This is a genomic window from Thalassotalea hakodatensis (assembly GCF_030295995.1).
In the GTDB taxonomy this organism is placed as follows: domain Bacteria; phylum Pseudomonadota; class Gammaproteobacteria; order Enterobacterales; family Alteromonadaceae; genus Thalassotalea_C; species Thalassotalea_C hakodatensis.
The window spans coordinates 149,190-173,134 of record NZ_AP027365.1 but is presented as its reverse complement, the minus strand read 5'-3'; the positions used below and the strand labels follow the sequence as shown (position 1 = coordinate 173,134).

The following is a 23,945-nucleotide window of genomic DNA, read 5'->3' as shown; positions in this document are numbered from 1 at the left end:
TAAAGGGCATAGTTTACTTAAAGATATCGTTAAATGGAATTTTTACAATATTACAATAACAGCATTATCAATCGTTGCATGCAGCATTATCAGCAGCTTTTGCTCTCTCTTGGTAGTTGTGATTTATGTCATCAACAGCCTGTTGCTATCCCCTTACTTTGCCATCATTGTGTCAATGATTTACCGCTATTTAATTACTCATTATCTGGAACAAATTTATTATATTGGCCCGCTATCGATCGTTTATTTCCGAGACGCGATTTTGATCAACTTGTGTGTGTAGCCCCGTATGTTTTTCCATTCAATCAGTGGCTACCGCAACTTAAATTTCATAATAGATTTGAATTAAGCAAACTATTAGCAAAATTGCTTATTACTACTAATAATACTTGCCAAGTCGTTTCACAAGAAACCACCTTGTTAGTCGTACCCAGCCATATTAAAAAATGGCAGCAACGCGGCTATAATCAAAGTCATTTAATTGCTCGGCGATTTGCCAAACACATTGGCTGTCAATATTTACCCCATGCTTTATATAGAGTAGAACAACAAAAGAGTCAGGTAGGATATTCAGGTAAAGAGCGACGACGACTAATGGCGCAAGATTTTATGTTTAATGAAGAAGTTTCATTGCCTAAACATATCGTATTATTTGATGATGTGGTAACAACTGGCTCTACCGTAAACACAATAAGCCAGTTGTTAAAGCAACATGGAGTTCAGTCAATTACCATCTTGGCAATCAGCCTATCTTTACCTGAGCATTAATTTGCTGAAGCGCTAAATGCTTTTGAAAAGAACAAGCTATTCGAAATCAATCGAGCACTACCCATCCAATACCCCCTAAAAGCCAATACATTTGGCGTTGCAATAACACGCCCACGCCCTACATTGTGAGCAACTAATGCTGGAGTACGTGCAATTTTATTAACTAAGTTTTTATCGGTATAACCGCTTAATAACGGTGTAGGTGTGTAACTTGCCACTGTATTAAATGCAGCGTCTGCTTGCTCCATAATTAGCGTACTGTTTTTAAATAACGGTAAACCCTCATTATTAAAACCGTAAGTTAATGGGTGACTTAAATCTAATGTTGATTGAAAGATTGCACCTGCTATACGTTTACGTGCCGATAAACTTTCTTTATCTTGATAAGTTAAGCTATCGGTAGTGAATAAATCATTTATCACGCTTTTCTTAACCATTTTCACTTTCAATATTTCTTCTTCGGCTAACCATTGAGCAGCACGTTTTTGAGCAAAAACGGTACCGCCATTTGTTAACCAGCGCTTGAAATTTTCAACAAATTTCTTACTTAAACCTTTATAGTTTCCATCAACTAACAAGATGTGCGTGTAATCTGAAAGATCAATTCTTGATAAACGTGTTTGCTCTACAACCGTTAAAGGAATGTTTAGCATGTCATCAATATAAAAGCGTAATTCAGCAGCTTCGTATTGTGAACTTCCCTTGCCACCAACTAATAAAGGCTTAACCGGTGATAACGCACGCATTGAACGAGAACCTAAATCAATCCCTTGAATAGTCAGACCTGTATCAATATTGAACATGTCAATACCAGTATCTTTACTAAGCTGAGCAACAAGATCACGCCATTGTTTAGCCTGTTGAATTCCTGCTGGAATAACGATAGTACCAGATGAAAACTGCTTTACCTTACCATTAATCGTTGAAGCGAACGGTTTCGTTGCTACTCGTGCTTTAATATTGTTCGTTAATACATTATTAAGCAGCTTAGCTGAATACATATGGTGCCATTCAAATGCATAGGCATAAGCATTTGGATCTACTGGTTTAACAGTATTTTGTGTTTGTTGCCACGTGTTTTCTGCTAATGCTAGGCCTCTGCTTCGTTTAACCGGCGCAAAGTCAATATCCATGGCTAATGGCATAGTCCAACCAGAGACATCATAGAAGGTATTGTCTTGGAAGTTAGTGCCTTGACTGAACAACGCTTGGATAACGCGATACTGTTTTTGTGCTAGCGGCACATAAAAACTTGTATTTTTCGCATAGGTTGTATCATCAAGACGATAATCTTTTGTTAACGGATACACGTCTATTTGGTGTAAAGCTAATTTATCGAGAAAATGTTCTAAACGCTGCGTATCGTGCGCTTCAGAAATAATATAGCCATTAATTTTCTCATCTTTAGCGGCTTGCATTGCCTCGTCATAAAATTTTGCTCGATATTTTCTGAAAGTCTCTTTGCTTTCCCATGCACCTTGAATCGTAGACAAAGAGGTCAATACTTGATTTTTAACACCATACTCGAAGGTCAGTAAGCCATTTATACTCTGTTGTTGGTAACCTCGGCTACTTGCTTGTTCAAATAATATACCTACACCGCCATTAATGTCAGGATACGTTGAACCCTTGCCATAATAGAAATCATCAAAGTTTTCTTGGCTGTAATAAAGTCTATTTTCAGCATCTAAGGCGGCACTGTGGAAGGTCGCCATCAATTGCGTCAGCTCTGTATTACGTTTGGGTGTTAGTGGGTGTGTTCTTGTTGGAATACCTGGCTGAAAGAAAAAACTACTGTTTGCCCCCATCTCGTGGAAGTCACCTAGCACATGAGGTTGATATTGGTGAAAATATGGAATGCGATTGCGGCTTTCTTTTTGCGACAGTAACAACCAGTCGCGGTTTAAATCAAAACCAAAGTGGTTAGTTCTACCAGAACGCCAGTCTTGATGATGTTCAATATGATTAGGATCAGCATTTGGTGTTGTACCACGGTGCATATTTACCCAATTTGTAAATCTGTCCATACCATCAGGGTTCATGCTTGGTTCTAAAACAATCACCGTGTCAGCAAGCATATCTTTAACCGCTTTATTTTGACTAGCCGCTAAATAATACGCCACAGCTAACGATGCATTAGCACCACTAATTTCGTCGCCGTGTACTGAATAACCTAACCAGACAACTACCGGGTCATTTTCACTATCACCTTTAGTTTTTTGTTGTAGCAATGAAGGCAAGTTTTTTAAATTTTCTTCCGATGAAATAGTCACTAACACCTGACGACGCATTTCTTGGGTAAAACCAATATCAGTAAGCAGCACTCGGCTAGATTGTTCCGCTACTTTTGCCATGTATTGCACCAGTTGATCATGACGAATATGGCGCTCGCCCAATTCAAATCCTAAGTGTTTTTCTGGCGTGTCAATCTCTTCCAAAAAAACATGATTCGGTAAATAGCCGGTAACTTTTTTTGCTTGAACGGCAACGCTAAAACATGTAACCAGCACGGCAAGTAATAAAATTTGAATGCGCATTGTAGATAAATTCCCATAATTTTTGACTTCAACAACATAACAAACTCTTCTACGCCCATCCAGTTCATAGCGCCAAAAAGCTTTGATCGTTATCTCTTTTTTAACTCTATTCTTAATTTCATCGATGAAAATATTACCGACAAATAAAACACCACTGGAAGATCGCGTCTATCAAGAGTAAAATGGTGTCATACTTGACTAAATTACTCAGGTATACCGCTATTTCATTTTCCAATTAGTAAGAGTGTACAAAGATTATGATCACCATTTCAGAAAATGCTCAAGCACATTTCGTTAAACTGCTAGAACAACAAGCTGAAGGCACGAGTATTCGGGTATTTGTTGTTAACCCAGGAACTGCCAGCGCAGAATGTGGTGTCTCATATTGTCCTGCTGATGCAGTAGAGCCTGAAGATATTAAGATGTCGTTTGAAGGTTTTTCAGCCTACATTGACGCAGACAGTAAACCTTTTTTAGAAGACGCCGAAATCGACTTCGTATCTGACCAAATGGGCTCGCAACTTACTTTAAAAGCACCTAACGCTAAATTACGAAAGGTCGCTGACGATGCTCCACTTTTCGACCGAATTGATTACTTCATTAAAGCCGAAGTAAATCCTCAATTAGCCGGCCATGGCGGAGAATGTACGTTAATGGAAATTACTGACGACGGTTATGCCGTATTACAATTTGGCGGCGGCTGTAATGGTTGTAGTCAAATCGACGTTACGGTAAAAGACGGCATTGAAAAACAGCTAATCGACATGATGGGTGACGAAATTAAAGGGGTTAAAGATATGACAGAGCACGAAAGAGGTGAGCACTCATACTACTAACTAACCTGAGCTCAGGTTAAGTATTTATCTACGCCTGTTATTAGCCGAGTACAAGACACTCGGCTTTTTTATGGCTGAAGGTAACGTGCACCTTTGCGATGGTAATCAATAGCTAATGCAATTCCTCTTGCTGCCATAAAGAGCGTAAAAGCTAACCATAAGCCATGATTTCCTAAGTGTTGAAAGATGAACCAGCTCGGAAAAAACACACCAAATGTAGAAAACACCATGCTATTTCGCATTGTTTTTGCTTGTGTTAGCCCAATATAAATTCCGTCATATAAATAGCTCCAACAAGCCACAATGGGTAAGATAATAATCCAGCCAATAAATTGCTCAGCAAAGTTAACCACCGGCTCTATATTTGAAATGAGACGGATCATCCAATGACCCGCGATAAAAAATACTAAACAATAAGCCACAGCAAAGATTAATGTCCATAGTAAGCTCATTTTCACTACATCATTTAGCATTTTTGGTTTATGTGCGCCTTTTTCCTTACCGACTAATACTTCTGCTGCATTCGCTATACCGTCTAAACCAAACGAGATAAACAGTAAAAAGTTCATCAAAATTGCATTAGCTGCAACAACATTATCGCCTAATCGTGCTCCTTGAAAGGTAATAAAAACAAAACAAGCTTGTAAAGATAAAGTACGTATTAAAATATCTCGATTTAGCGCTAAATATTGCTTCAAGGTTACCAAAGATAAATATTGGGAAATTATCTGCCAAGTAAGCTGACGCCAATAAGCTTTTTGATAATAGAATACGATTACCGTAGCAATTAGTAAGGATGAATATTCAGCGATTAGTGTCGCGTAAGCAACGCCTTTGACTTGCCAATCAAAAACCACCACGAATAACAAATCGAGCAGTAAATTAATCATATTGGTAATGATTAATAGCCACATCACCGCTTTAGCTTGATGATTCCCCAGCAGCCACCCTATCAATACAAGATTTATTAACGCTGCTGGCAAACCCCAAATCCTAATCTCTGCGTATTCGCGTGCATAAAAAGCCACTTGTTCACTTGCACCTGCAAGTTCAATCGCGAGGGATATATAGGCTTGTTGAAAAATTAATACAACCAACGCTATCGCAACGGCTAACACCACTCCTTTGACTAATACTTTACAGCTTTGCGCAACGTCTTGTTTACCATATGCTTGAGCAGAAAGGCCCGTAGTAGACATGCGAAGGAAGCCACACAGCCAAGTGATCACAGTCACTATCATCGCCCCAACGGAGCTACCGCCAAGATAATAAGCATGAGACAAGTGCCCAATAACAGCTGTATCTACTAAGCCTAACAAGGGCACAGTAATATTAGATAGTATCATAGGGATCGCTAACGCAAAAAGTTGGCGGTGAGTAACTGTTGTCATATCAATTAATCGAAAGGTAAAAAGTAAAAGTTATAAACAATGAGTATTCAGTTCGAGACACAGGAAAGATGATGCTAAACTATATCAGTAATTCACCAATAGGTAAGCTAATTATATGAAATCATTTACCTCAATGTTGTTAGGGCTGCTCGCAACTTGTTTATTTACGTACTCTACTAATGCAAGTGTTATTTTACAATATCACCACGTTAGTGACGATACACCAAAAAGCACCAGCATTTCGCCGCAACAGTTTGCTAAACATATGCAATATTTAGCTGACAATGACTTTACCGTACTTCCGCTAAACGAAGTTGTTGATGCGATAAAACAACAACAACCTTTGCCAAATAAAAGCGTTGTTATCACCTTTGATGATGCATATTTAAACATTTTAGAAAATGCCAAGCCCATTCTCGATCAACATCAATTTCCGTTTACTATTTTTATTAACCCGGGCATTGTTGATAAAGGCTCGGCGCATTATTTATCGTGGTCACAGTTAAAAGCAATGGCAGATGATGGCGTCATGATCGCCAATCATGGCTTTGAGCATGAATCATGGACGCGCGTTCCAAAAGACACTAACTTCAATACCTGGCTCGCTCAGAAAATCGCTTTACTCAAAAAAGCAGAAGCGAAAATAAAAACTGAAACAGGGCAATCTTGGCAATACTTTGCGTATCCTTACGGTGAATTTTCTCCTCGCATTCAACAACTGCTAGAGCAAAATCAATTTATCGCATTCTCGCAGCAAAGTGGCGCTGTTGGCCAAGATACTGATTTAACCAGCATACCGAGGTTTCCAGCTTCGCAACCATACGACAAGTTATCTAGCTTAAAAGATAAGTTACACTCGCTACCACTCTCGGTGACACTATCTGATCAAGATGCACAAACCATTTACACGAAAGGTGCATTAAAAAATGTCACCATGACAATTAATAGCGATGATATTCGAACTGAGCAACTTAATTGTTATGTCACAAGTGTTGGCAAGCAACCCGTTAAATGGTTAGAGGATAAACAACTGTCAATTACCTTTACCGAAACGTTGCCCAGTGGCAGAGTGCGTAGTAACTGTACTGCGCCAAGTATTAGCCAGCCTGGACGTTACTACTGGTATTCTAAACCGTGGTTTATTTTAAACGAAGACGGCAGTTGGTATCCGCATTAAAAACTGTTTCTTTTTAAATCTACAACAAGTTTAAGGTGGCTTACGGTTTACCTTGAGCATAAGTCACCAATTCAGAACGGATACGCTCTATGGCACTAGCCTTCAAGTTCTACGATTTTAGCGAAGTCGCTCACTAATTCATCTCCAGAGATAATCGGCACCTGTCCTAGCTCATGCTTAGGTTTGAAGATTGCCGCAATTTTACCTTGAGGATTAATTAACACAATTGACGCGCTATGATCGACTAAATAACTTGAACTTTGTGCCTCATCTGAAATGGCATACATTAAGCCTAAATTTCGGGCAAATGGAAATAACGATGCATGATCCGCCGTTAACGCAATAAACTCTTGATTAAAATAAGCAATATATTTTGCTAAACGTGCTGCTGAGTCACGCTGCGGATCAACCGACACTAATATTACCTGAGTATTATCAGCGACAGCTTTTAAATCATCATAACGAAAATTTAGTTCTTGTAGTGTTGTTGGACACACATCAGGGCAGGAAGTATAACCAAAAAACACCCACGACCATTTATTTTTTAATTGTGTATTACTGAATTGTTCACCAGTATGTTTAGTCATTGTAAACGGTTGAATAACTCGAGGGGTTTGATAATACAATGAAAATTCAGGCTGAACCTTATTAAACGCTGATTTATAGATAAATATACCGCTAACCAGCGCGATAACAGCCACAATAACAACCAATAACTTATTCACAACGATGCCCTTTCGCTAAACCGGTAACAGGTAGTGATCTACCAATAAAATAATAAATAATAACATTAAGTGGATGATAGAAAACTTAAAAGTGTCCATTGCCGTATTATCATCAGCATTAAACTTTAACTTCCATGCATACACAAAAAATATCAAGTTAAGCACTATAGCTCCTACCAGATACAGCCAATTACTCATGCCAACAAGATAAGGCAGTAATCCAACAACAAACAATAAAATGGTGTACAACAATATCTGAGTTTTTGTAAAGCTGATGCCATGCGTTACCGGTAACATGGGAATGTTTACTTTGGCATAATCATCTTTACGATGAATAGCTAGTGCCCAAAAATGCGGTGGTGTCCAGGTAAAAATAAGCAACACTAATAATAATGCATGCGGATGAATTTCATTGGTCACCGCTGTCCAGCCAAGTAAAGGAGGAATAGCACCAGCAAGCCCACCAATGGTTATGTTTTGTGGCGTTGCACGTTTTAAATACATCGTATAAACAAAGCTATAACCCACAAGCCCTGAAAGCGTTAACCAAGCCGTTAATGGATTCACTAAGAAATACAGCATTACAAATCCAGCTAACGCTAATAGCGCGGCAAAAATAGTGGCTTGTGTCGTTGTTAACCGGCCAGTAGCAACAGGCCGATTATGTGTCCGTGCCATTACACTGTCTATTCTTTCATCAACAATATGATTAATTGCCGCTGCTGCAGAAGATAAAAAGCCAATGCCAATTATCGAAGGAATTAGCACTTGCCATGGAATTGCACCCGGTACAGACAAACACATACCAACAAGCGCAGTAAGTACTAACAACGCAACAACACGAGGCTTAGTAATTTCATAGTAATCTCGCCACGACGCCGATGTAGTACGCTCAATGGCATTTTGTGCTGATGTCATATTACTTTCCCCTACGTTTTCCGTTTTAAGCTGTATGTCAGCAAAATCAACATTAACATTAGGCAAGCAGCCACAACATTATGACTCACTGCAATAAACAATGGTAATGACAAGACAACATTACTGACACCTAACCCTATTTGCAGCAATAATGTTGCCAATAAACCAAGCGCACAACGTTTAAAAAATTGGCTTTGCGCTTTGGTGAAAATAGTAAAGACTAGCCATAATAAATACACACTAACAAGAATAGCACCAAAGCGATGCATGACATGTATCGTCACTCTTTCATCATGCTGTAAATGACCAAACTCATAGCTTTCTCGTTCAGGTGGTATTAAATCAAATGAGTTTTCAAAGGTTAACTCCTCACTCCAATTTCCCTGACATATAGGTAATTCTGTGCACACGAGTGCCGCATAATTAGACGATGTCCAACCTCCTAACGCTATTTGTCCTGTCAGTAATACCAAGCCAATAATGCCATAACGGGCATATTTTCTAATGGCAGGGTCACCACCAGGTACACGATAGGGTTTTAATCGTAAATAAAGTAAGAACAACAAACATAGCGTGGTAAAACCACCGATTAAATGCCCCATCACCACAATCGGCATTAATTTCATGGTGACAGTCCACATTCCGAGTGCTGCTTGAAAAATGACTACGCATAAAATAAGTGTGGGTAAAAAGACAGGCGCGCCTGCATTTCTCGCTCTAACGCTTAACAATGCTATTGCTAAAATTAATAACCCTAACGTGCCAGCAAAATAGCGATGGATCATTTCATTCCATGCTTTATGCGGTTCAACAGGACGATCAGGAAAGGCGAGTTCAGCTTTCGCGATTTGTGCTTCAGTATTCGGCACATCTAAATGTCCATAGCAACCAGGCCAATCAGGACAGCCAAGTCCAGCATGAGTTAATCGGGTATAAGCACCTAAGCTCACAACCAAAATTGCCAACAAAATGCTGATAAAAACAAGCTTCCGAATAGTAACAATATTCTTATCTTGCATAGCGTTACCCCACTCTCGAATATTTTAAAAGCTTTTTCATGTCAGCAAGTAGTTTTTTACCCATCGACACTATCTCACTATCTTCGGTAGGGGTTAAATGCTTCACCACCAAATTTCCTAGCGGATCAACAATAACCACATCGCCTTCACTCAGCTCTAATGCCGCTTCTTTTGTTAACGACCAGTTTTGCCATTTATGGTGAGTGAGTTTATCGCGGTGATTGTCAAAAAATACGGTATCGGTAAGTATAATAGGCGTTACTCGTGGAATTTCTTTCCCCAACAACACATAAGTACTATTAATCGTGGTTAACGCATGTTGGCAAACTTGTTGACAGTTTTTATTCGGATAATACAGTAACAACCATTGTTCTTTGATGGCTTCTTGGTCTAGCGCTAAATCAGTTAACGACTTTTCCGATGCAAATAATTGCCCATAATTGGTGACACCTGAATCAAACCATTGAAAGTGTAATGCTAATTTTGCGAGTATTACAGGCAAAGCAAAGACTACGATGACTATGATAAAAGCTTGTCGAGCCCTTTTATTTTTTACTGCTGACATTGGGATCCTTTTTATTATTATTGTCGATTTTATTGTTATAAAACCAAATACTGGCACTTAGCATTAACACAAGCCAAGCAAGTGCTAACGAAAACCACTGAAAAGCATAACCCCGATGTTTTTCAGGTGGCATCACGATAGGTTGCCAGTTTTTTTCAAATCCTATGCTCTCTGTTTTATCTAAGTAAATGACAAAGGGCAACAGTTTTTGACCAATTAATTGTGAAAATTTATTCAAATTGACTTGTTGAGCAATTAACGGCCAACTAACGTTTGAAAAAACTTGTTCCGATAAAATAAATCCGGATTCAAGCATTCTGATATGCCCATTGATCTTGTGGGTTCCCTCAACAGGATTAATTATTGGTAACGTTTGCCTACTTCTATCACCTTTTATCCAGCCCAAATTCACTAACACACTACCATATTCGCTGGTTAATACTTGTAAAACGCGGTAACCAACCTGCCCTTGATGGGTTTGATTGTCATGCAAAAAAACGTGCTTACTATCAAAGCGGCCAACAACTGCGACGGGTAAATCATTAATATTTTCATCATCTATCAACGACAATATACTGACCAACGAATGCTGTTCTTTTTGTTGTATGTCAGCGATACGTTCGATACGTTGTTCTTTTTCAACCGCTCTTGATACCTGCCACAAACCAAGCTTGATTAATCCACTAAAGACTAGCAAAGTTAAAATGACCAATAGCCAATTTAACTGATATAAATAATCTTTTAATTTTGCTACCTTCATACAACACCGATAGATAATTAAATAGAGGGAACAATGATCATCAAGGTAATTATTATAGGCTTACTCATATATATGATTTATAACCTATTTCAAGCACTACGCTTGATGAGTAAAAACGACCCCAATAAGCCCAGTATGTCGAAGTTTATTGGACGTCGCGTGATGACTTCTGTTGTGATTGTGTTGTTATTACTTGTTGGGGTTTTAACAGGTGTGATCACACCAAACCCTCGCCCATATTAAAAATGGCACGCTCAGCGTGCCATTAATTTTAGATAATATAGACAAACACAAACAATATTACCCACACTACATCAACGAAGTGCCAGTACCAACTGGTTGCTTGAAAAGCAAAGTGATTTTTTGGCGTAAAATGCCCCTTCATGATGCGTATAAACATCACGATCAACATCACCGTTCCCAAAGTAACGTGCATACCATGGAATCCTGTCAGTAAATAAAAGGTATTGCCATATATACCGCTGGTTAAGTAGAGCTTCATTTCTTCTGCATAACCATGGGCGTACTCAAGGCCTTGGCAATAAAGGAAAACGACCCCTAATAAAATAGTAAAACCTAACCAAAATTTTAGTTGTCCACGATTATCTTTTTCTAAGGCAACATGTGCAAAATGCGCAGTAACAGACGATGTTAATAGTAAAACCGTATTGATCAGTGGTAAACCATACCAACCCATTGCTGTCGTCGTTGTGCCATCTGGTGTTGCTATGAGTGGCCACTGAGCAGTAAATTCAGGCCACAATACTTCGAAGGTCATGGCATTATTGCCATCACCGCCTAACCAAGGCACGGAATACATACGCGCATAAAAAAGTGCACCAAAAAAGGCGGCGAAGAACATCACTTCTGAAAAAATAAACCAGCTCATACCTTGACGAAATGAGGTGTCCATTTGATGGCTATATTTACCTGCCATCGATTCGGTGATCACATTACTAAACCAGCCATAAACCATATAAATAACAAGTGCGATACCCGCTATTAAAATATAGCCGCCGAAACCAGATTGCTCATTTTTAAGGTCAGTGACGTAATTTGCTGCACCAACGGCAATTAAAAATAAAGCTACAGCACCAACAATAGGCCAATGGCTTTTGGCGGGCACATAATAAGATTCATATTCTTTTGTTGTCATCTTTTTTCCCCTGTGATCTCGCGTTAACCGTTATGACTCAATTCGACCAGTAATATCAAATAAAGTATAAGACAAGGTGATGGTACTGACTTCTTTTGGCAGCTCAGTATCAACATAAAACTGTAATGCCATTTCCACATCTTCTTGCGCTTTTAAAGGTTGTTGGTTAAAACAAAAACACTCTATTTTTTGAAAATAAATAGCCGCTCTTCCCGGAGAAACAGAAGGTACTGCTTGTCCGATGATGTCATGAGTGGCTTCATTTTTCGCATAAAATTTAACGAGTTTCATTTCCCCTGGATGCACCTTGATTTCCTTAACCATTGGTTCAAATTTCCATAGGATCCCTTTAGACAAATGACTAATAAACTGCACAGTGATCAAGCGGCTTTTATCAATACCCTCTTGATTCTCTTGTGCAGCAACATTAGACGTTTTGCCATTTAAACCAGTAATATCACAAAACACATCATATAAAGGCACCATAGCAAAGCCAAAACCAAACATTGCAAAAACGATCAGCATAAGCTTTTTCACCGTTTTTTGAATATTTTGATCTGTACCTTTAGACATATTTTCTCCTTACTGTTGCTAAACTATTACTCGTTATCCACTATTGATTAATCAATTTTTGGTGGTGTTTCAAAAGTGTGATAAGGCGCAGGACTTGCAACGGTCCACTCTAAGCCTTCGGTAGCTTCCCAAGGGTTTGCTTCCGCTTTTTTACCACCGCGAATACACTTAATCACGACTACTAAGAAAATTAGCTGTGATAAGCCAAACGCAAAACCACCAATACTCACCCATTTATTAAAGTCAGCAAATTGCAGCGCGTAATCAGGAATACGTCGAGGCATGCCCGCTAAGCCTAAAAAGTGCATTGGGAAAAACAAAATATTGACTGAAATTAACGAACACCAAAAATGTGCTTTACTCCACCTATCGTTGTACATATGGCCGGTCCATTTAGGTAACCAATAATATGCGCCAGCATAAATTGAAAATAATGAACCTGTTACCAAGACATAATGGAAATGCGCTACTACAAAATACGTATCATGGTATTGGAAATCTACAGGCGTTAATGCCAGCATTAATCCAGAAAAACCACCAATGGTAAATAAAATAACAAACGCCAATGAAAACAACATCGGTATTTCAAACGTCATTGCGCCTCGCCACATCGTGGCTACCCAGTTAAACACTTTAACCCCTGTTGGTACGGCAATCAGCATGGTGCAATACATGAAAAACAGCTCACCAAATAATGGCATACCCGTGGTAAACATGTGATGCGCCCATACGATAAACGATAAAAAGGCAATAGATGCAGTTGCGTATACCATTGAGCTGTAACCAAAGAGCTTTTTACGCGCAAAAGTAGGAATAATCGTAGATACAATACCGAAAGCCGGTAATATCATGATGTATACTTCTGGATGCCCAAAGAACCAAAAGATATGTTGGAACATAACTGGGTCACCACCACCAGCAGCATCAAAAAAGCTAGTACCAAAATAGGTATCGGTTAACACCATGGTTACCACGCCGGCTAGTACTGGCATTACGGCTATCAATAGATAGGCGGTGATAAAGAATGTCCACACAAATAGCGGCATCTTCATATATGTCATACCAGGCGCTCTCATATTCATAATAGTGACGATCACATTGATTGCCCCCATAATGGATGACACACCCATGATATGAACCGCAAATACAAAGAATGCTGTACTGCCATTCGAAAATGTCGTCGAAAGCGGAGCGTAGAATGTCCAACCAAAGTTTGGTGCGCCAGATTCCATAAAAAATGATGACAGCAAAATAGCAAAAGCAAAAGGTAGAATCCAAAAGCTCCAGTTATTCATACGAGGTAATGCCATATCTGGCGCCCCTACCATCATTGGGATCATCCAGTTAGCAAACCCTGTAAAGGCTGGCATAATGGCACCAAATACCATGATTAAACCATGTACGGTGGTTAATTGGTTAAAAAAGTCTGGTTCAACAAACTGTAAACCTGGTTGGAACAACTCTAAGCGAATTAACATCGCTAAAGCGCCACCGACTAATAACATAATAAAAGAGAACCATAGATACAATGTACCTATGTCTTTATGGTTTGTTGTATAAAGCCAGCGTTTAATACCCGTCATTTTATGATCATGATGATCGTGCCCATGCGAGTCGTGAATAGTATCAGTAGTCATTATTCGTCCTCCTTACTTAGCACTTGCCGCATCAACATCGGCGGGTTGCACAAGATCACCAGAATCATTACCCCAAGCATTTCGCTCATAAGTAATAACAGCGGCTATTTCTGTTTTCGTTAACTGACTGCTAAAAGCTGCCATCGCTGGGTTTTTCTTGCTGCCATTAACAACAATATCAATATGGGCAGACACATCACCTGTGATAATAGGGCTACCAATTAAGGAAGGAAATGCTGGTGGTAAGCCTTCACCTGTCGCTTTGTGGCACGCCGCACATCGCGTTGCATATACTTCTTCACCTTTTGTCATTAGCTCTTCTAGTGAATAAGTTTTACTCAGATCTTCTTCCGGCGGTGCAACTTGCTCAACTGTTTCAGTTTCAGTGACATCAGATTCAACAGGTGTAGCTTCGGTCGTGGTTTCTGAACCACTTGACGCTGCTTGTACATCACTGGCTTGTACTGTATCGCCAGTATTATTATCCCAAGCATTACGCTCATAAGTTACTACCGCAGCTATTTCTTTCAAACTCAGCTGCTTACCATAACCTTGCATACCAGTTCCTGCTTTACCATTAAACACAATATCAATGTGCGCATTTACATCGCCTTTCGCGATAGCACTATCTTTTAATGCTGGGAATGCTGGTGGTAATCCTAAACCATTTGGTTGATGACATGCTGCACAATAAGCGGTGTATGTAGTTTCACCCAAGGTCATTAATTCATCCATCGACAATGATGCATTTAATGACGCCGCTTCAGCAGCTTTTGCTTCTTCTTTCAGGCGATTTTGTTCTTCAACCCAAGCAAGGTAATCTTGCTCTGTTTTTACTTCAACAACCACAGGCATATAACCATGATCTTTACCGCATAACTCGGCACATTGCCCGCGATAAATACCGGGTTCAGGTACGTTTGCCCATGCTTCGTTGATAAAACCCGGATTGGCATCCTGTTTAACAGCAAATGCCGGTACCCACCAAGAGTGAATTACATCATCAGACGTGATCAGAAAACGTACTTTTTTATTGGCTGGAATTACCAAGTGTTTATCAACTTCTAAAAGATAATTTTCGCCTTTTACGTCACCTAAGCCCGCTCTGTTATCGAACTGTTCACGCGGAGTGGATAATACAGAGTAGAATTCAATGTCTTGATCAAAATACTTATAATGCCATTTCCACTGAGACCCAGTCACTTGAATGGTTAAATCAGAATTATCATTATTTTCCATCGCGATTAACGTATTGGTTGCTGGCCATGCCATTGCGATCAAAATGATAATAGGAATTACTGTCCATAACACTTCAACCTTAGTGCTTTCATGGAACGTTGCAGGTTTAAAGCCTTTCGACTTTCGATGGAAAATCATTGACCAGATCATGGCGCCAAATACAACAACACCTATCCCCGTACAAATATACAAAGCATACATGTGTAGTCCGTATACTTCGTTACTTATCTCTGTGACCCCAGGGGTCATGTTTAACGTTGAATCAGCCCAAGCCATACCGGGAAATAAAATTCCAGATAACAGCCAACCTAGGTTACGTCTTTTCACTCGACATCTCCTTATACCCTTTCTAAGTCAAAAACAAAGTACTTTAGTATTACTTAGCTCTTATTTACTTATGTTTTTGATGCGATTTTATTGTTATTTTTTATGGCGATTTTTTAAACAGGTGAAAGTTCGCCTTATTATTAGTGTTGTTTACTTTCTGTTCTAGAATTACTTAATATTTGATCTGGGTCAATTTTTAATTTGATCGACATAAGCAATAAAAAGATAATAAATACAATTGAGTATAAACTCTAAACGACTGGAGGGTGCATTACACAGGGCATAGCGCAAATGTATACTTTTTAAGCATTTACTCTAAAAAAGTTTTTTCTTCGCTTTATTATAGATGGCGATTATTTAAACAGAAAAGCACTTATACACAGGGTTATTTGGTAGTGAGCACTGGTTAATATGAAGATTTAGCAATTAAAGGTTGATTTTTAATCAAGAGAATGAAAAACAGGTGTTATTCCCCAGAAAAAGCGATAATACCTGTTTACCAGCAATACAATTATTTACATCCAATCGGCAGATCGAATTACACCTACCGCCAAACCTTCAATATTGAAATGTTGGCTGGTTAAATCGACTTTTATCGGTGAGAAGTCTTCGTTCTCAGCATGAAGGTATACAACATTACCATCTCGCTTCAAACGCTTCACCGTTACATCATCTTCAACTCTGGCCACAACAACCTGACCATTTTGTACATCAGTCGTTTGATGAACGGCAAGCAAATCACCGTCGAAGATACCAATGTCTTTCATGCTTTCGCCGTTCACTCGTAATAAGTAATCTGCTGCAGGGTGAAACAAACTACCATCAATTTGGTACCTTTCTTCAACATGCTCTTGTGCAAGAATAGGTTCGCCTGCGGCTACTCTACCTATTAAAGGTAAACCTTGTTCCTCAACAAAATCGTCAGCTAACCTAATACCACGAGAGGTACCTGGTAACATTTCAATGTAACCTTTTTTAGCAAGCGCCTTTAAGTGCTCTTCTGCAGCGTTAGCAGATTTAAAACCAAAAAAGGTCGCTATTTCTGCACGGGTAGGCGGCATACCAGTTTCTGATATTTTCTCTTTAATCAGATCAAAAATTTGTTCTTGTCTGTTAGTTAATGGCTTAAACTCGCTCACGGTTATTCCCTGTATATATGGACAGCTTCACTGTTAGTATATACAGCCTGTAAATAATCGCAACTGTGTGATTAAAACTTTTAATTTTTTAAACTTTCAACAAAGTTATCGTATGCTTTTAACGCTTTCGGTACTGAAATAAATGGGTTGTCCGCATGGCCAGCATCAGCACTATAGCTAGATTGCCAATACAAATTTTTAGGAGCCTTTGTTTTTAACGCTTCAAGTAGCCCTTCAAATGAACCAGTTATAATATCATTCTCTTTGGCGCCTAAGCTTAAATATAAAAACAGCGGCTTCCCTGACGTGTTAGCTAAATGTTTACTAAATTGTTTTACCACCACGGAGTCGTCATACCAAGCTGCGGGGCTGAAGGCAAAATAGCCAGTAAATAGCTCTGGTTTGTTTACCAGGGTGTATAACACGAAACTTCCGCCCGCTGAGAAGCCGCTTAATATTCGGTTTTGATTAACATTAAATTGTTTTTCAATATGCGGTATGAGTTCTTTTTCAATAAAGGCTAAAAACAAATCTGCTTTGCCAAAGATTTCTGGGTTATTTTCTGTAGCTGGACGAGCTTCTATATTCACATCCTTTCTTGCATAAGGGGGGACTAAATCACGGTTGCGGGTATCTTGCCAAAATAGATTAGGTATTGAGACTAGAATTGTATCTTCAGCTAATTGCTGTTCACTTAATGAATGCAACGACTCATCCCAACGTTTTAAATTAAAATTCCCGTCTGATCTTATAATGAGCGGATACTGTTTGTTCTGATCATACGTTTTAGGTAAACGAATAAAAACTTTTCTATGTTCATCAAGTGTTTCAGAATAAATGGTTTGATCAATATAACTAGAGGTGTATTCCTGCCTATATTGTTGACTGATGTTATATCCCATAACTATTAACAAGATGCTAATCACACCCGCTGTTACTTTACTCTTTATTTTTCGCACAGTGATTCCTTGAGTCTGTTGATCTTCCGAAATTAAATTTTGTTCGAACGAAACACGAAGAGCAACAGACCTTTACATGATTAACGATTATAATCCCACAACAAATTCTTAATTTGCCATTTACCCTTCAATTTAACTAAATGCAGGTACTCAATCCAGTTATCTGAAACCATTTTCACCGTGGCTATATTGTTGTGTTGATCTAATACAGTGACTTGATTCGTCATAATAGGCGGAAAGCGTATACCGCTTCGGTTCCAGTAAGTTGCATGTTCAATCATCCGTTGATAAGTCGTTTCACGCAAAGAAACTTCACCATTTGGGGCAGGAAACGGTGGTACCGTATGTTTTGACAAGTCAGGGTGCATGACTGATTTCATTAACTTAGGGTCTAATTGTTTTAAGGCGTTAAGATAATCAATTGATACTTGTTTAATGGCTTCAATCTCTTTTTTATCATTCAGCACCGCCTTAGGAAGTAAATTAGGTATCTTTTCGCTTTGCAAGTCATATTTTGTTCGGCCAGTATATTGTCCTTGGCTATCATAGTGTTTTATTGCGTAAGCAAAGCCCCATGCATTGAGCGTCAATTGGTAGTTCTGATCATAATAAGCATATTTAATATGCAAACCCAGCTCATTGTATGTATCTTCGTAATAAGCAATACCGTCTTTGTTATTAACAATATTAAGCGCCTTATCTAGGTTAAAATGACGGTAAGGATTGCCAGCATCATCATATTCAATCGCAGTGTCATTAAAGGGGAAATAAGGTGATAACGGCTGTTTTACGCCTGCAGTATTAAATCGTTGCTCAATCACCAAGTTGTTATGTTTGCGCCAGCGATACTCAGCAATGTTCCAACGCGATTCCATCGCTTTATCATCTGCATCATAAAAATTGAGCTGTTCAACAAACCCAGTATCATCAATACGATACACTTCTTTAAATACGCCGCGAATATTTGGCATTCTTTTATTGTTGATATCGTAAAAGGTAAGTGTTTTTTTGCCTGTAGAATAGTCAATTTTTACGCGCTTTACTGCAAAATGCGTTAACGGATGAAGTTTTGCATTTTGATAAGTATTGTTAATTATCTCTACCAGCTTTTCCGCCTCATTGTACTTAAAAACATAGTGCGGTTGCTTTGCAGCCTGTTGTGGTGAAATAGGTAAAATACCTTTAGTTTCTGCATGTAAAGAGACATGATTATAACGAAGCGAAGCATAGTATTTTTCTTCATTTGCATTAGCTTGATGGGGTGAAAAAACGATCATCCCTAATAGCAACCATATCAACCAAGAACCTTTTAAAATCATCGTCATAACTAACCCTCATCGTGTTTATACATTGAATGACATAACAACAAACAACATCACACAATTTGTGTGTAATGTTGTGAAAACTTAGGGAAAAAAGCTGAATTAAAAGTGAATTTTTAGTTTATTGCGCATTTTATAACGATTTTGAAGGTGATTAATTTCAACTCTGTGTGAAACTCTGACAGAATAAAGTACCTCAACCATTAGTGTTCAAAGCAGTAATTAATCAATGATCAAATTAGGTCAATTTTGTGTCGATATCACGCACGGCAAACTTATTCATCAAGGAACAGAAATAGCCATTGAGCCTAAACTCTTTCAATTATTACTGCTTTTTATTGAACGTCCTAATCAAGTGTTAACACGAGAAGCCATCATTGAGCGTTTATGGTTGGGTCGTTATGTCACTGATAATGCTATGAACAAGCAAATCGCAAATCTGAGAAAAATACTCAATGACGACCCTAAAAATGCGACTTATATACAAACAGTACCCAAAATAGGTTATCGGTTAATTTGTCCTATAGAAGCGTTCGAAAAAGAAACAGCTTCCGCCGAACACACCAATAACTCAAAAAATAGTCAAACATTGCTATTCAGCACCATATTTTCCTTGATATTGCTAAGCATCTTGTTATTCACACTATTAAAGCATGATAATGGCCAGCTTGATAAACCTAGTCACACCTTGGAGATCACTAGGCAAGCTGGTCAAGAGCATTCACCCAGAATCATTCCTTCAACTAACCAGTTACTGTATTTAAGAGAGCAACTAAATCAAAAGAACACAGAACTGTGGCTTAAAGATTTAACCTCAGGACAAGCAAGCAAAATTGCGCTTAATAACGTGTCAATGTTTAAACTGATTGCAGGGATACAGGATGATAGCACTAAGCAAGTGTCAGTGTATTTTGCTCATCAGGCGCAGAAACAATGTTATGTCGTCAAAGCACAGGTGATACACCAGAAACTGGAAAATTTAACCCCGTTATTTGATTGCTCTGAAATGGTCTTGGGTAATATTTATTTTGATAATAATAAAAACCACCTTTTTTATAGTGCTCGTTTACCCGAGCAAACGAGCTTTCAATTGTATGAATACGATTTAAACACCAACCAAATATCGTTACTGTTTCAACCTTCACCTTTGGGCATGGGAAACCATGCTTTTGATGTATCACCAGATGGTGAAAGAATGTTAATCATGAACACGAATTCCAAACGGAATACGCAATTTTATGTTTTGCACTTAACAACAAATCAATTAGTTAAACATCAACAGTTGGATTATTTTGTGTCGGAAGCAATATGGCATCATGATGGTAAACATGTTTATTATTTTGCTCCGCCGCCATCCCATCAAATATTATTAGCAGATCTTGAGGGTAAAACTGCCCACTCTGTCGTCAGTGTTTCTGACTTTTTATCACGTGATATGATTAGACACAATGATAATAAGTCGATCCTATTTTCTACTCGCTCACCAAATTTTAGTAATCAGTGGTTAACCAATAGCAATGATAAGCTAATAATCAATAATTCAACGGTATACGATATTATCCCTGCGTTATTTCATCATGAAAATCGTTATATCTTTTCGTCTAAACGCTCTGGAAAAAGCCAACTCTATTTGGGAAATCTAGCTAATGGTAACGCGGTTGTTTTATCTAACTTCGAACAATATTATGTCTTCCAATTTATACAGCTAAGCCCTGATGATAAAACGCTATTAATAGCGACGCAAAATAACGTATGGAAAATTTCTCGTGCAGCACTAAATCGCGAAAATCCTACACTCTCTTTAACTGAAGAAGAGAAAATTTTCACTAGTCAGTCTCCAATCACAAATATCGATTGGATAGATAATCATACCGTGGCAGTCACTTCACTGAATCAGAAATCACCTGCTATTATCACCACATATTCGAACAATAACCAAACGTTAGACTTACGCTGGAAACAACTCTTACTTGATCATAAAAGCCCTGAACATGTGTATTTAATTGAGCAAACAACAAATCGGCTTTTCAAAGCGAAACTCGAAGAATTCAAACAACAATTGACTGCAGAAAATTTACCCGTCATAGATACAGGTTTTGTTATGCCTCGCGGATATATCCACCTTAAAATATTCAATAAAAACTTATACTATGCAACCCGACAGCAAGGCGATTATTTCATAGTTAAAACACCATTGAATAGCAATGGGCAATCCAGTAAACACTTGCTACAAGGTTACTATGGCTATGATGTAGCGGAACACGGCGTCATGGTTAGTCATTTAGAAAGCCTAGGGGGTGATATTCACAGAACCGTTGGCACTGATGATTAGCATTAAAAGCAACACCCGCGTAAGCAAAGACAACACATCTTCATAATGCTACAATTCTTGTTCACACAATAATGAGTAAATAAGATGTCAGCGTTGAGAAGTTTTTTTTATCTTCTATTAAAATTTCCAATATTTCTTTGGGTAAAATGTCGAATCGTCGCCGACGAGCTATCAGAAAAACTCACCGATAGTGAGAGCAAGCCAATCTTTTATATTGTCAGGCATCGTTCTGCTAGCGACTTGCTGGCGTTGCAAAAAGCCTGCAAAAAACTCGCACTGCCTGATCCATTATCTACTGTCATGATCAAAGGGCAAGCTTTTCCCCGTACCATATGTATAGATACACCCAGTTCATTGTTATTTAGCAGAAAAGCATCGAGTGCAATGCAGCAAAGCTTATCAATTCTTAACGCGCACGAACAAGATGAAAACCTTGCCGCACAACTGATACCGGCAAGCTTAGTGTGGGGGCGAAAACCTACCATAGAAAAACATAATACCGGTGTACGAGAAGTACTTGCAGAACAAGAATCACCAAGTTGGCTAAAAAAATTCTTTATTGTCTTATTTCTAGGGCGAAATACGTTAGTAAGGCTCAGCGAGCCGTTATCTATCCGCTATATGACCGATAAATTTGGTAGTGACGAAAGTAACGCACATAAGCTGTTACGTGTTGCTCGTTTCCATTTTCATCGCCAAAAAGTAGCAGCAACCGGCCCGCGCTTAATGCACCGGCAGCAGATGTTTAAAACCTTATTAAAAAACCCTTCAATCGTGCGATTAATGGAAGATGAAAGACAGGCTAAAGGTATATCGAAAGAGGCAATTGAAAAACAAGCCCTGATCATTATGGATGAAATCGCCGGTGATTATCGCGAAGGTATGATCCGCATTGGCGAACGGGTATTACATTGGCTGTGGAATAGGTTATATAGCGGTATCAATGTTAATAATGCTAATACCTTGCGGGAGCTTGCTGATGACGGTCAGGAAATTATTTATGTGCCGTGTCATCGTAGCCACATGGACTACTTATTACTCACCTATATTATTTACCAACAAGGTTTGGTTACACCCAGAATTGCCGCCGGTATTAACTTAAACTTTTGGCCAGCAGGCCCTATTTTTAGAAAAGCGGGCGCATTCTTTATTCGTCGTAGTTTTAAAGGTAATAGGATGTATTCCGCTATTTTCCGCGAATACTTAGGGTTATTATTTGAACGCGGGTATTCAGTAAAGTATTACTCGGAAGGTGGTCGCAGCAGAACCGGTAAATTACTTGAGCCGAAAACAGGCATGCTTGCTATGACCATTCAAAGCTTGTTACGCGGCATTAATAGACCACTTACATTAGTACCGGTGTACCTTGGATACGAACATGTTATGGAAGTAGGCACTTACTATAAGGAATTGAGCGGTAGTAAGAAACAAAATGAATCTATTTTTGGCGTGTTAAAAGCGATCAAAAATTTACGCAATTACGGTAAAGGTTTTGTCAATTTTGGTACCCCAATCAACATCAACCAATTTTTAAATCAACATGTTGAAAATTGGAAAGACGATATTGACCCTGTCGACCCTCAAAAGCCCAGTTGGTTAACACCAAGCGTGAATTTACTTGCGAACCAAGTGATGGTGGCTATTAATAAATGTGCTGCACTAAATGGTGTCTCGCTTGTAGCTATGGTTTTGCATGCTACGGAAAATAAGGCGCTACCACGCAGTGAACTTGAATATTTACTTAACTTTTTTCTATCTTTACAAAAAGCAGTACCTTATAGCGATGAGTTAACCATTCCAGAGGTATCTGGCAGCGCCTTATTAGCTGATGTTATCGCACTGAAAAAAGTGATCGTTGATAAAGACAGTTGTGGTGACATTATTTCATTAGGTGATTTTGCTGCCTTAGAAATGCGTTATTACCGCAATAACGTATTACATGCTTACATTCTACCCGCGTTAATCTGTCGTTTACTTGATAGAACAGCCAAAATTAGTCATGAAGGTATACATACACAAATTCAACAATTTATTGTGTTGTTAAAAAATGATTTATTTTTATGGCAATGCTCAACAGAAGTAACTAAGCAAATCGACAATATTTTACACTTTCTTAGCCAAGAAAATATTGCTAAACAAACCAAAGCAGGTTTTTGGAGTTTAGTTGAAAATACCGAAACGCAAAATTATGTACAAGTGTTGGGCGAAGTTGCTGATGAAACCTTACAACGTTTCGCCATTATCACTTCTCTTGCTACGCGGTTAGCGCCGATTAGCAAGAATGAATTAAGTGAAAAAGCGGTATCGATCGCAAAACGTTTATCGGTGGTAAATAATATTAATGCGCCAGAGTTTATTGATAAGAAAGCTCAGTCAACCCTGATTAACAGCATGAAAGAACAAGAAATATTCGCACAAGATGACAGTGGTAAATTAACGCCGAATAGTACGCTAATTACCTTAAAAGAAAACGTGAACAACTTAGTCGATATTTCAGTTTTACAAAGTATTGCACGATAAAGACATAGCCTAGTGACGAATAAGTCACTAGGGAGCACAATCGGT

Annotated in this window: 20 protein-coding genes; 6 read left to right on the top strand and 14 right to left on the bottom strand. The window is 38.7% G+C overall.

Annotated features, from left to right (window positions below; genetic code table 11):
• Positions 1-33 precede the first annotated feature (33 nt).
• Positions 34-768: a ComF family protein gene (locus QUE72_RS00750; RefSeq protein ID WP_286270916.1), complete on the top strand. Its 735-nt coding sequence runs from the start codon at positions 34-36 to the stop codon at positions 766-768.
• Here QUE72_RS00750 and QUE72_RS00745 read toward each other — a convergent pair.
• On the bottom strand, positions 765-3,305 hold the full coding sequence (locus tag QUE72_RS00745) for a M14 family zinc carboxypeptidase (protein WP_286270914.1): 2,541 nt from the start codon (positions 3,303-3,305) through the stop codon (positions 765-767). The genes QUE72_RS00750 and QUE72_RS00745 overlap by 4 nt on opposite strands.
• A 257-nt stretch (positions 3,306-3,562) precedes the next feature.
• On the opposite strand from QUE72_RS00745, the gene nfuA reads away from it, so the two are divergent.
• Entirely contained in the window at positions 3,563-4,141 is a 579-nt protein-coding gene (nfuA, locus tag QUE72_RS00740) for a Fe-S biogenesis protein NfuA (protein WP_074497484.1), read from the top strand.
• A 68-nt stretch (positions 4,142-4,209) separates the two neighbouring features.
• Here nfuA and QUE72_RS00735 read toward each other — a convergent pair whose 3' ends face one another.
• Positions 4,210-5,532 (bottom strand): MATE family efflux transporter, encoded by a 1,323-nt coding sequence (locus QUE72_RS00735; protein ID WP_286270913.1) that lies wholly within the window; start codon positions 5,530-5,532, stop codon positions 4,210-4,212.
• Positions 5,533-5,647: 115 nt separating this feature from the next.
• Here QUE72_RS00735 and QUE72_RS00730 point away from each other — a divergent pair, with 115 nt between their 5' ends.
• Positions 5,648-6,709, top strand: a complete 1,062-nt coding sequence (locus tag QUE72_RS00730) for a polysaccharide deacetylase family protein (RefSeq protein WP_286270910.1) — start codon at positions 5,648-5,650, stop codon at positions 6,707-6,709.
• A 95-nt stretch (positions 6,710-6,804) separates the two neighbouring features.
• Here QUE72_RS00730 and QUE72_RS00725 read toward each other — a convergent pair whose 3' ends face one another.
• Genes QUE72_RS00725 through QUE72_RS00705 form a run of 5 tightly spaced genes read right to left on the bottom strand, consistent with a single transcriptional unit; the run spans position 6,805 to position 10,696 of the window.
• A complete protein-coding gene (locus QUE72_RS00725; protein WP_074497470.1) occupies positions 6,805-7,434 on the bottom strand; it encodes an SCO family protein in 630 nt (209 codons plus the stop codon).
• A gap of 15 nt (positions 7,435-7,449) precedes the next feature.
• Complete coding sequence (gene cyoE / locus QUE72_RS00720) at positions 7,450-8,352, bottom strand: heme o synthase (RefSeq protein ID WP_074497466.1); 903 nt, start codon at positions 8,350-8,352, stop codon at positions 7,450-7,452.
• Positions 8,353-8,363: 11 nt separating this feature from the next.
• Positions 8,364-9,371: a COX15/CtaA family protein gene (locus tag QUE72_RS00715; protein WP_286270904.1), complete on the bottom strand. Its 1,008-nt coding sequence runs from the start codon at positions 9,369-9,371 to the stop codon at positions 8,364-8,366.
• Positions 9,372-9,375: 4 nt separating this feature from the next.
• Entirely contained in the window at positions 9,376-9,936 is a 561-nt protein-coding gene (locus QUE72_RS00710) for a hypothetical protein (RefSeq protein WP_286270902.1), read from the bottom strand.
• Complete coding sequence (locus QUE72_RS00705; protein WP_286270901.1) at positions 9,917-10,696, bottom strand: SURF1 family protein; 780 nt, start codon at positions 10,694-10,696, stop codon at positions 9,917-9,919. Before QUE72_RS00705 ends, QUE72_RS00710 begins: the two co-directional genes overlap by 20 nt.
• Before the next feature lie 33 nt (positions 10,697-10,729).
• Here QUE72_RS00705 and QUE72_RS00700 point away from each other — a divergent pair, with 33 nt between their 5' ends.
• A complete protein-coding gene (locus tag QUE72_RS00700) occupies positions 10,730-10,939 on the top strand; it encodes a DUF2909 domain-containing protein (protein WP_074497455.1) in 210 nt (69 codons plus the stop codon).
• Between the two features lie 28 nt (positions 10,940-10,967).
• On the opposite strand, the gene QUE72_RS00695 is transcribed toward QUE72_RS00700, so the two are convergent.
• The 7 genes from QUE72_RS00695 to QUE72_RS00665 all read right to left on the bottom strand — a co-directional run bounded on the left by QUE72_RS00695 (position 10,968) and on the right by QUE72_RS00665 (position 19,051).
• On the bottom strand, positions 10,968-11,852 hold the full coding sequence (locus QUE72_RS00695; protein ID WP_074497451.1) for a cytochrome c oxidase subunit 3: 885 nt from the start codon (positions 11,850-11,852) through the stop codon (positions 10,968-10,970).
• A 30-nt stretch (positions 11,853-11,882) separates the two neighbouring features.
• Positions 11,883-12,425: a cytochrome c oxidase assembly protein gene (locus QUE72_RS00690; RefSeq protein ID WP_286270900.1), complete on the bottom strand. Its 543-nt coding sequence runs from the start codon at positions 12,423-12,425 to the stop codon at positions 11,883-11,885.
• Between the two features lie 47 nt (positions 12,426-12,472).
• The gene (ctaD, locus tag QUE72_RS00685) at positions 12,473-14,062 is read right to left on the bottom strand and encodes a cytochrome c oxidase subunit I (RefSeq protein WP_286270898.1); all 1,590 of its coding nucleotides are present in this window, start codon (positions 14,060-14,062) and stop codon (positions 12,473-12,475) included.
• Positions 14,063-14,074: 12 nt separating this feature from the next.
• The gene (gene coxB, locus QUE72_RS00680) at positions 14,075-15,577 is read right to left on the bottom strand and encodes a cytochrome c oxidase subunit II (RefSeq protein ID WP_286272933.1); all 1,503 of its coding nucleotides are present in this window, start codon (positions 15,575-15,577) and stop codon (positions 14,075-14,077) included.
• Between the two features lie 566 nt (positions 15,578-16,143).
• Complete coding sequence (lexA, locus tag QUE72_RS00675; protein ID WP_074497440.1) at positions 16,144-16,767, bottom strand: transcriptional repressor LexA; 624 nt, start codon at positions 16,765-16,767, stop codon at positions 16,144-16,146.
• A gap of 80 nt (positions 16,768-16,847) precedes the next feature.
• Complete coding sequence (locus QUE72_RS00670; protein WP_286272932.1) at positions 16,848-17,669, bottom strand: alpha/beta hydrolase; 822 nt, start codon at positions 17,667-17,669, stop codon at positions 16,848-16,850.
• A 137-nt stretch (positions 17,670-17,806) separates the two neighbouring features.
• Positions 17,807-19,051, bottom strand: a complete 1,245-nt coding sequence (locus QUE72_RS00665) for a nuclear transport factor 2 family protein (RefSeq protein ID WP_286270896.1) — start codon at positions 19,049-19,051, stop codon at positions 17,807-17,809.
• 226 nt (positions 19,052-19,277) lie between these two features.
• Here QUE72_RS00665 and QUE72_RS00660 point away from each other — a divergent pair, with 226 nt between their 5' ends.
• Positions 19,278-21,380 carry a winged helix-turn-helix domain-containing protein gene (locus tag QUE72_RS00660; protein ID WP_286270895.1) on the top strand — a complete coding sequence of 701 codons (2,103 nt, stop codon included), beginning with the start codon at positions 19,278-19,280 and terminating at the stop codon, positions 21,378-21,380.
• Between the two features lie 84 nt (positions 21,381-21,464).
• Positions 21,465-23,900 (top strand): glycerol-3-phosphate 1-O-acyltransferase PlsB, encoded by a 2,436-nt coding sequence (gene plsB / locus QUE72_RS00655; RefSeq protein ID WP_286270893.1) that lies wholly within the window; start codon positions 21,465-21,467, stop codon positions 23,898-23,900.
• The last annotated feature ends 45 nt before the right edge of the window (positions 23,901-23,945 follow it).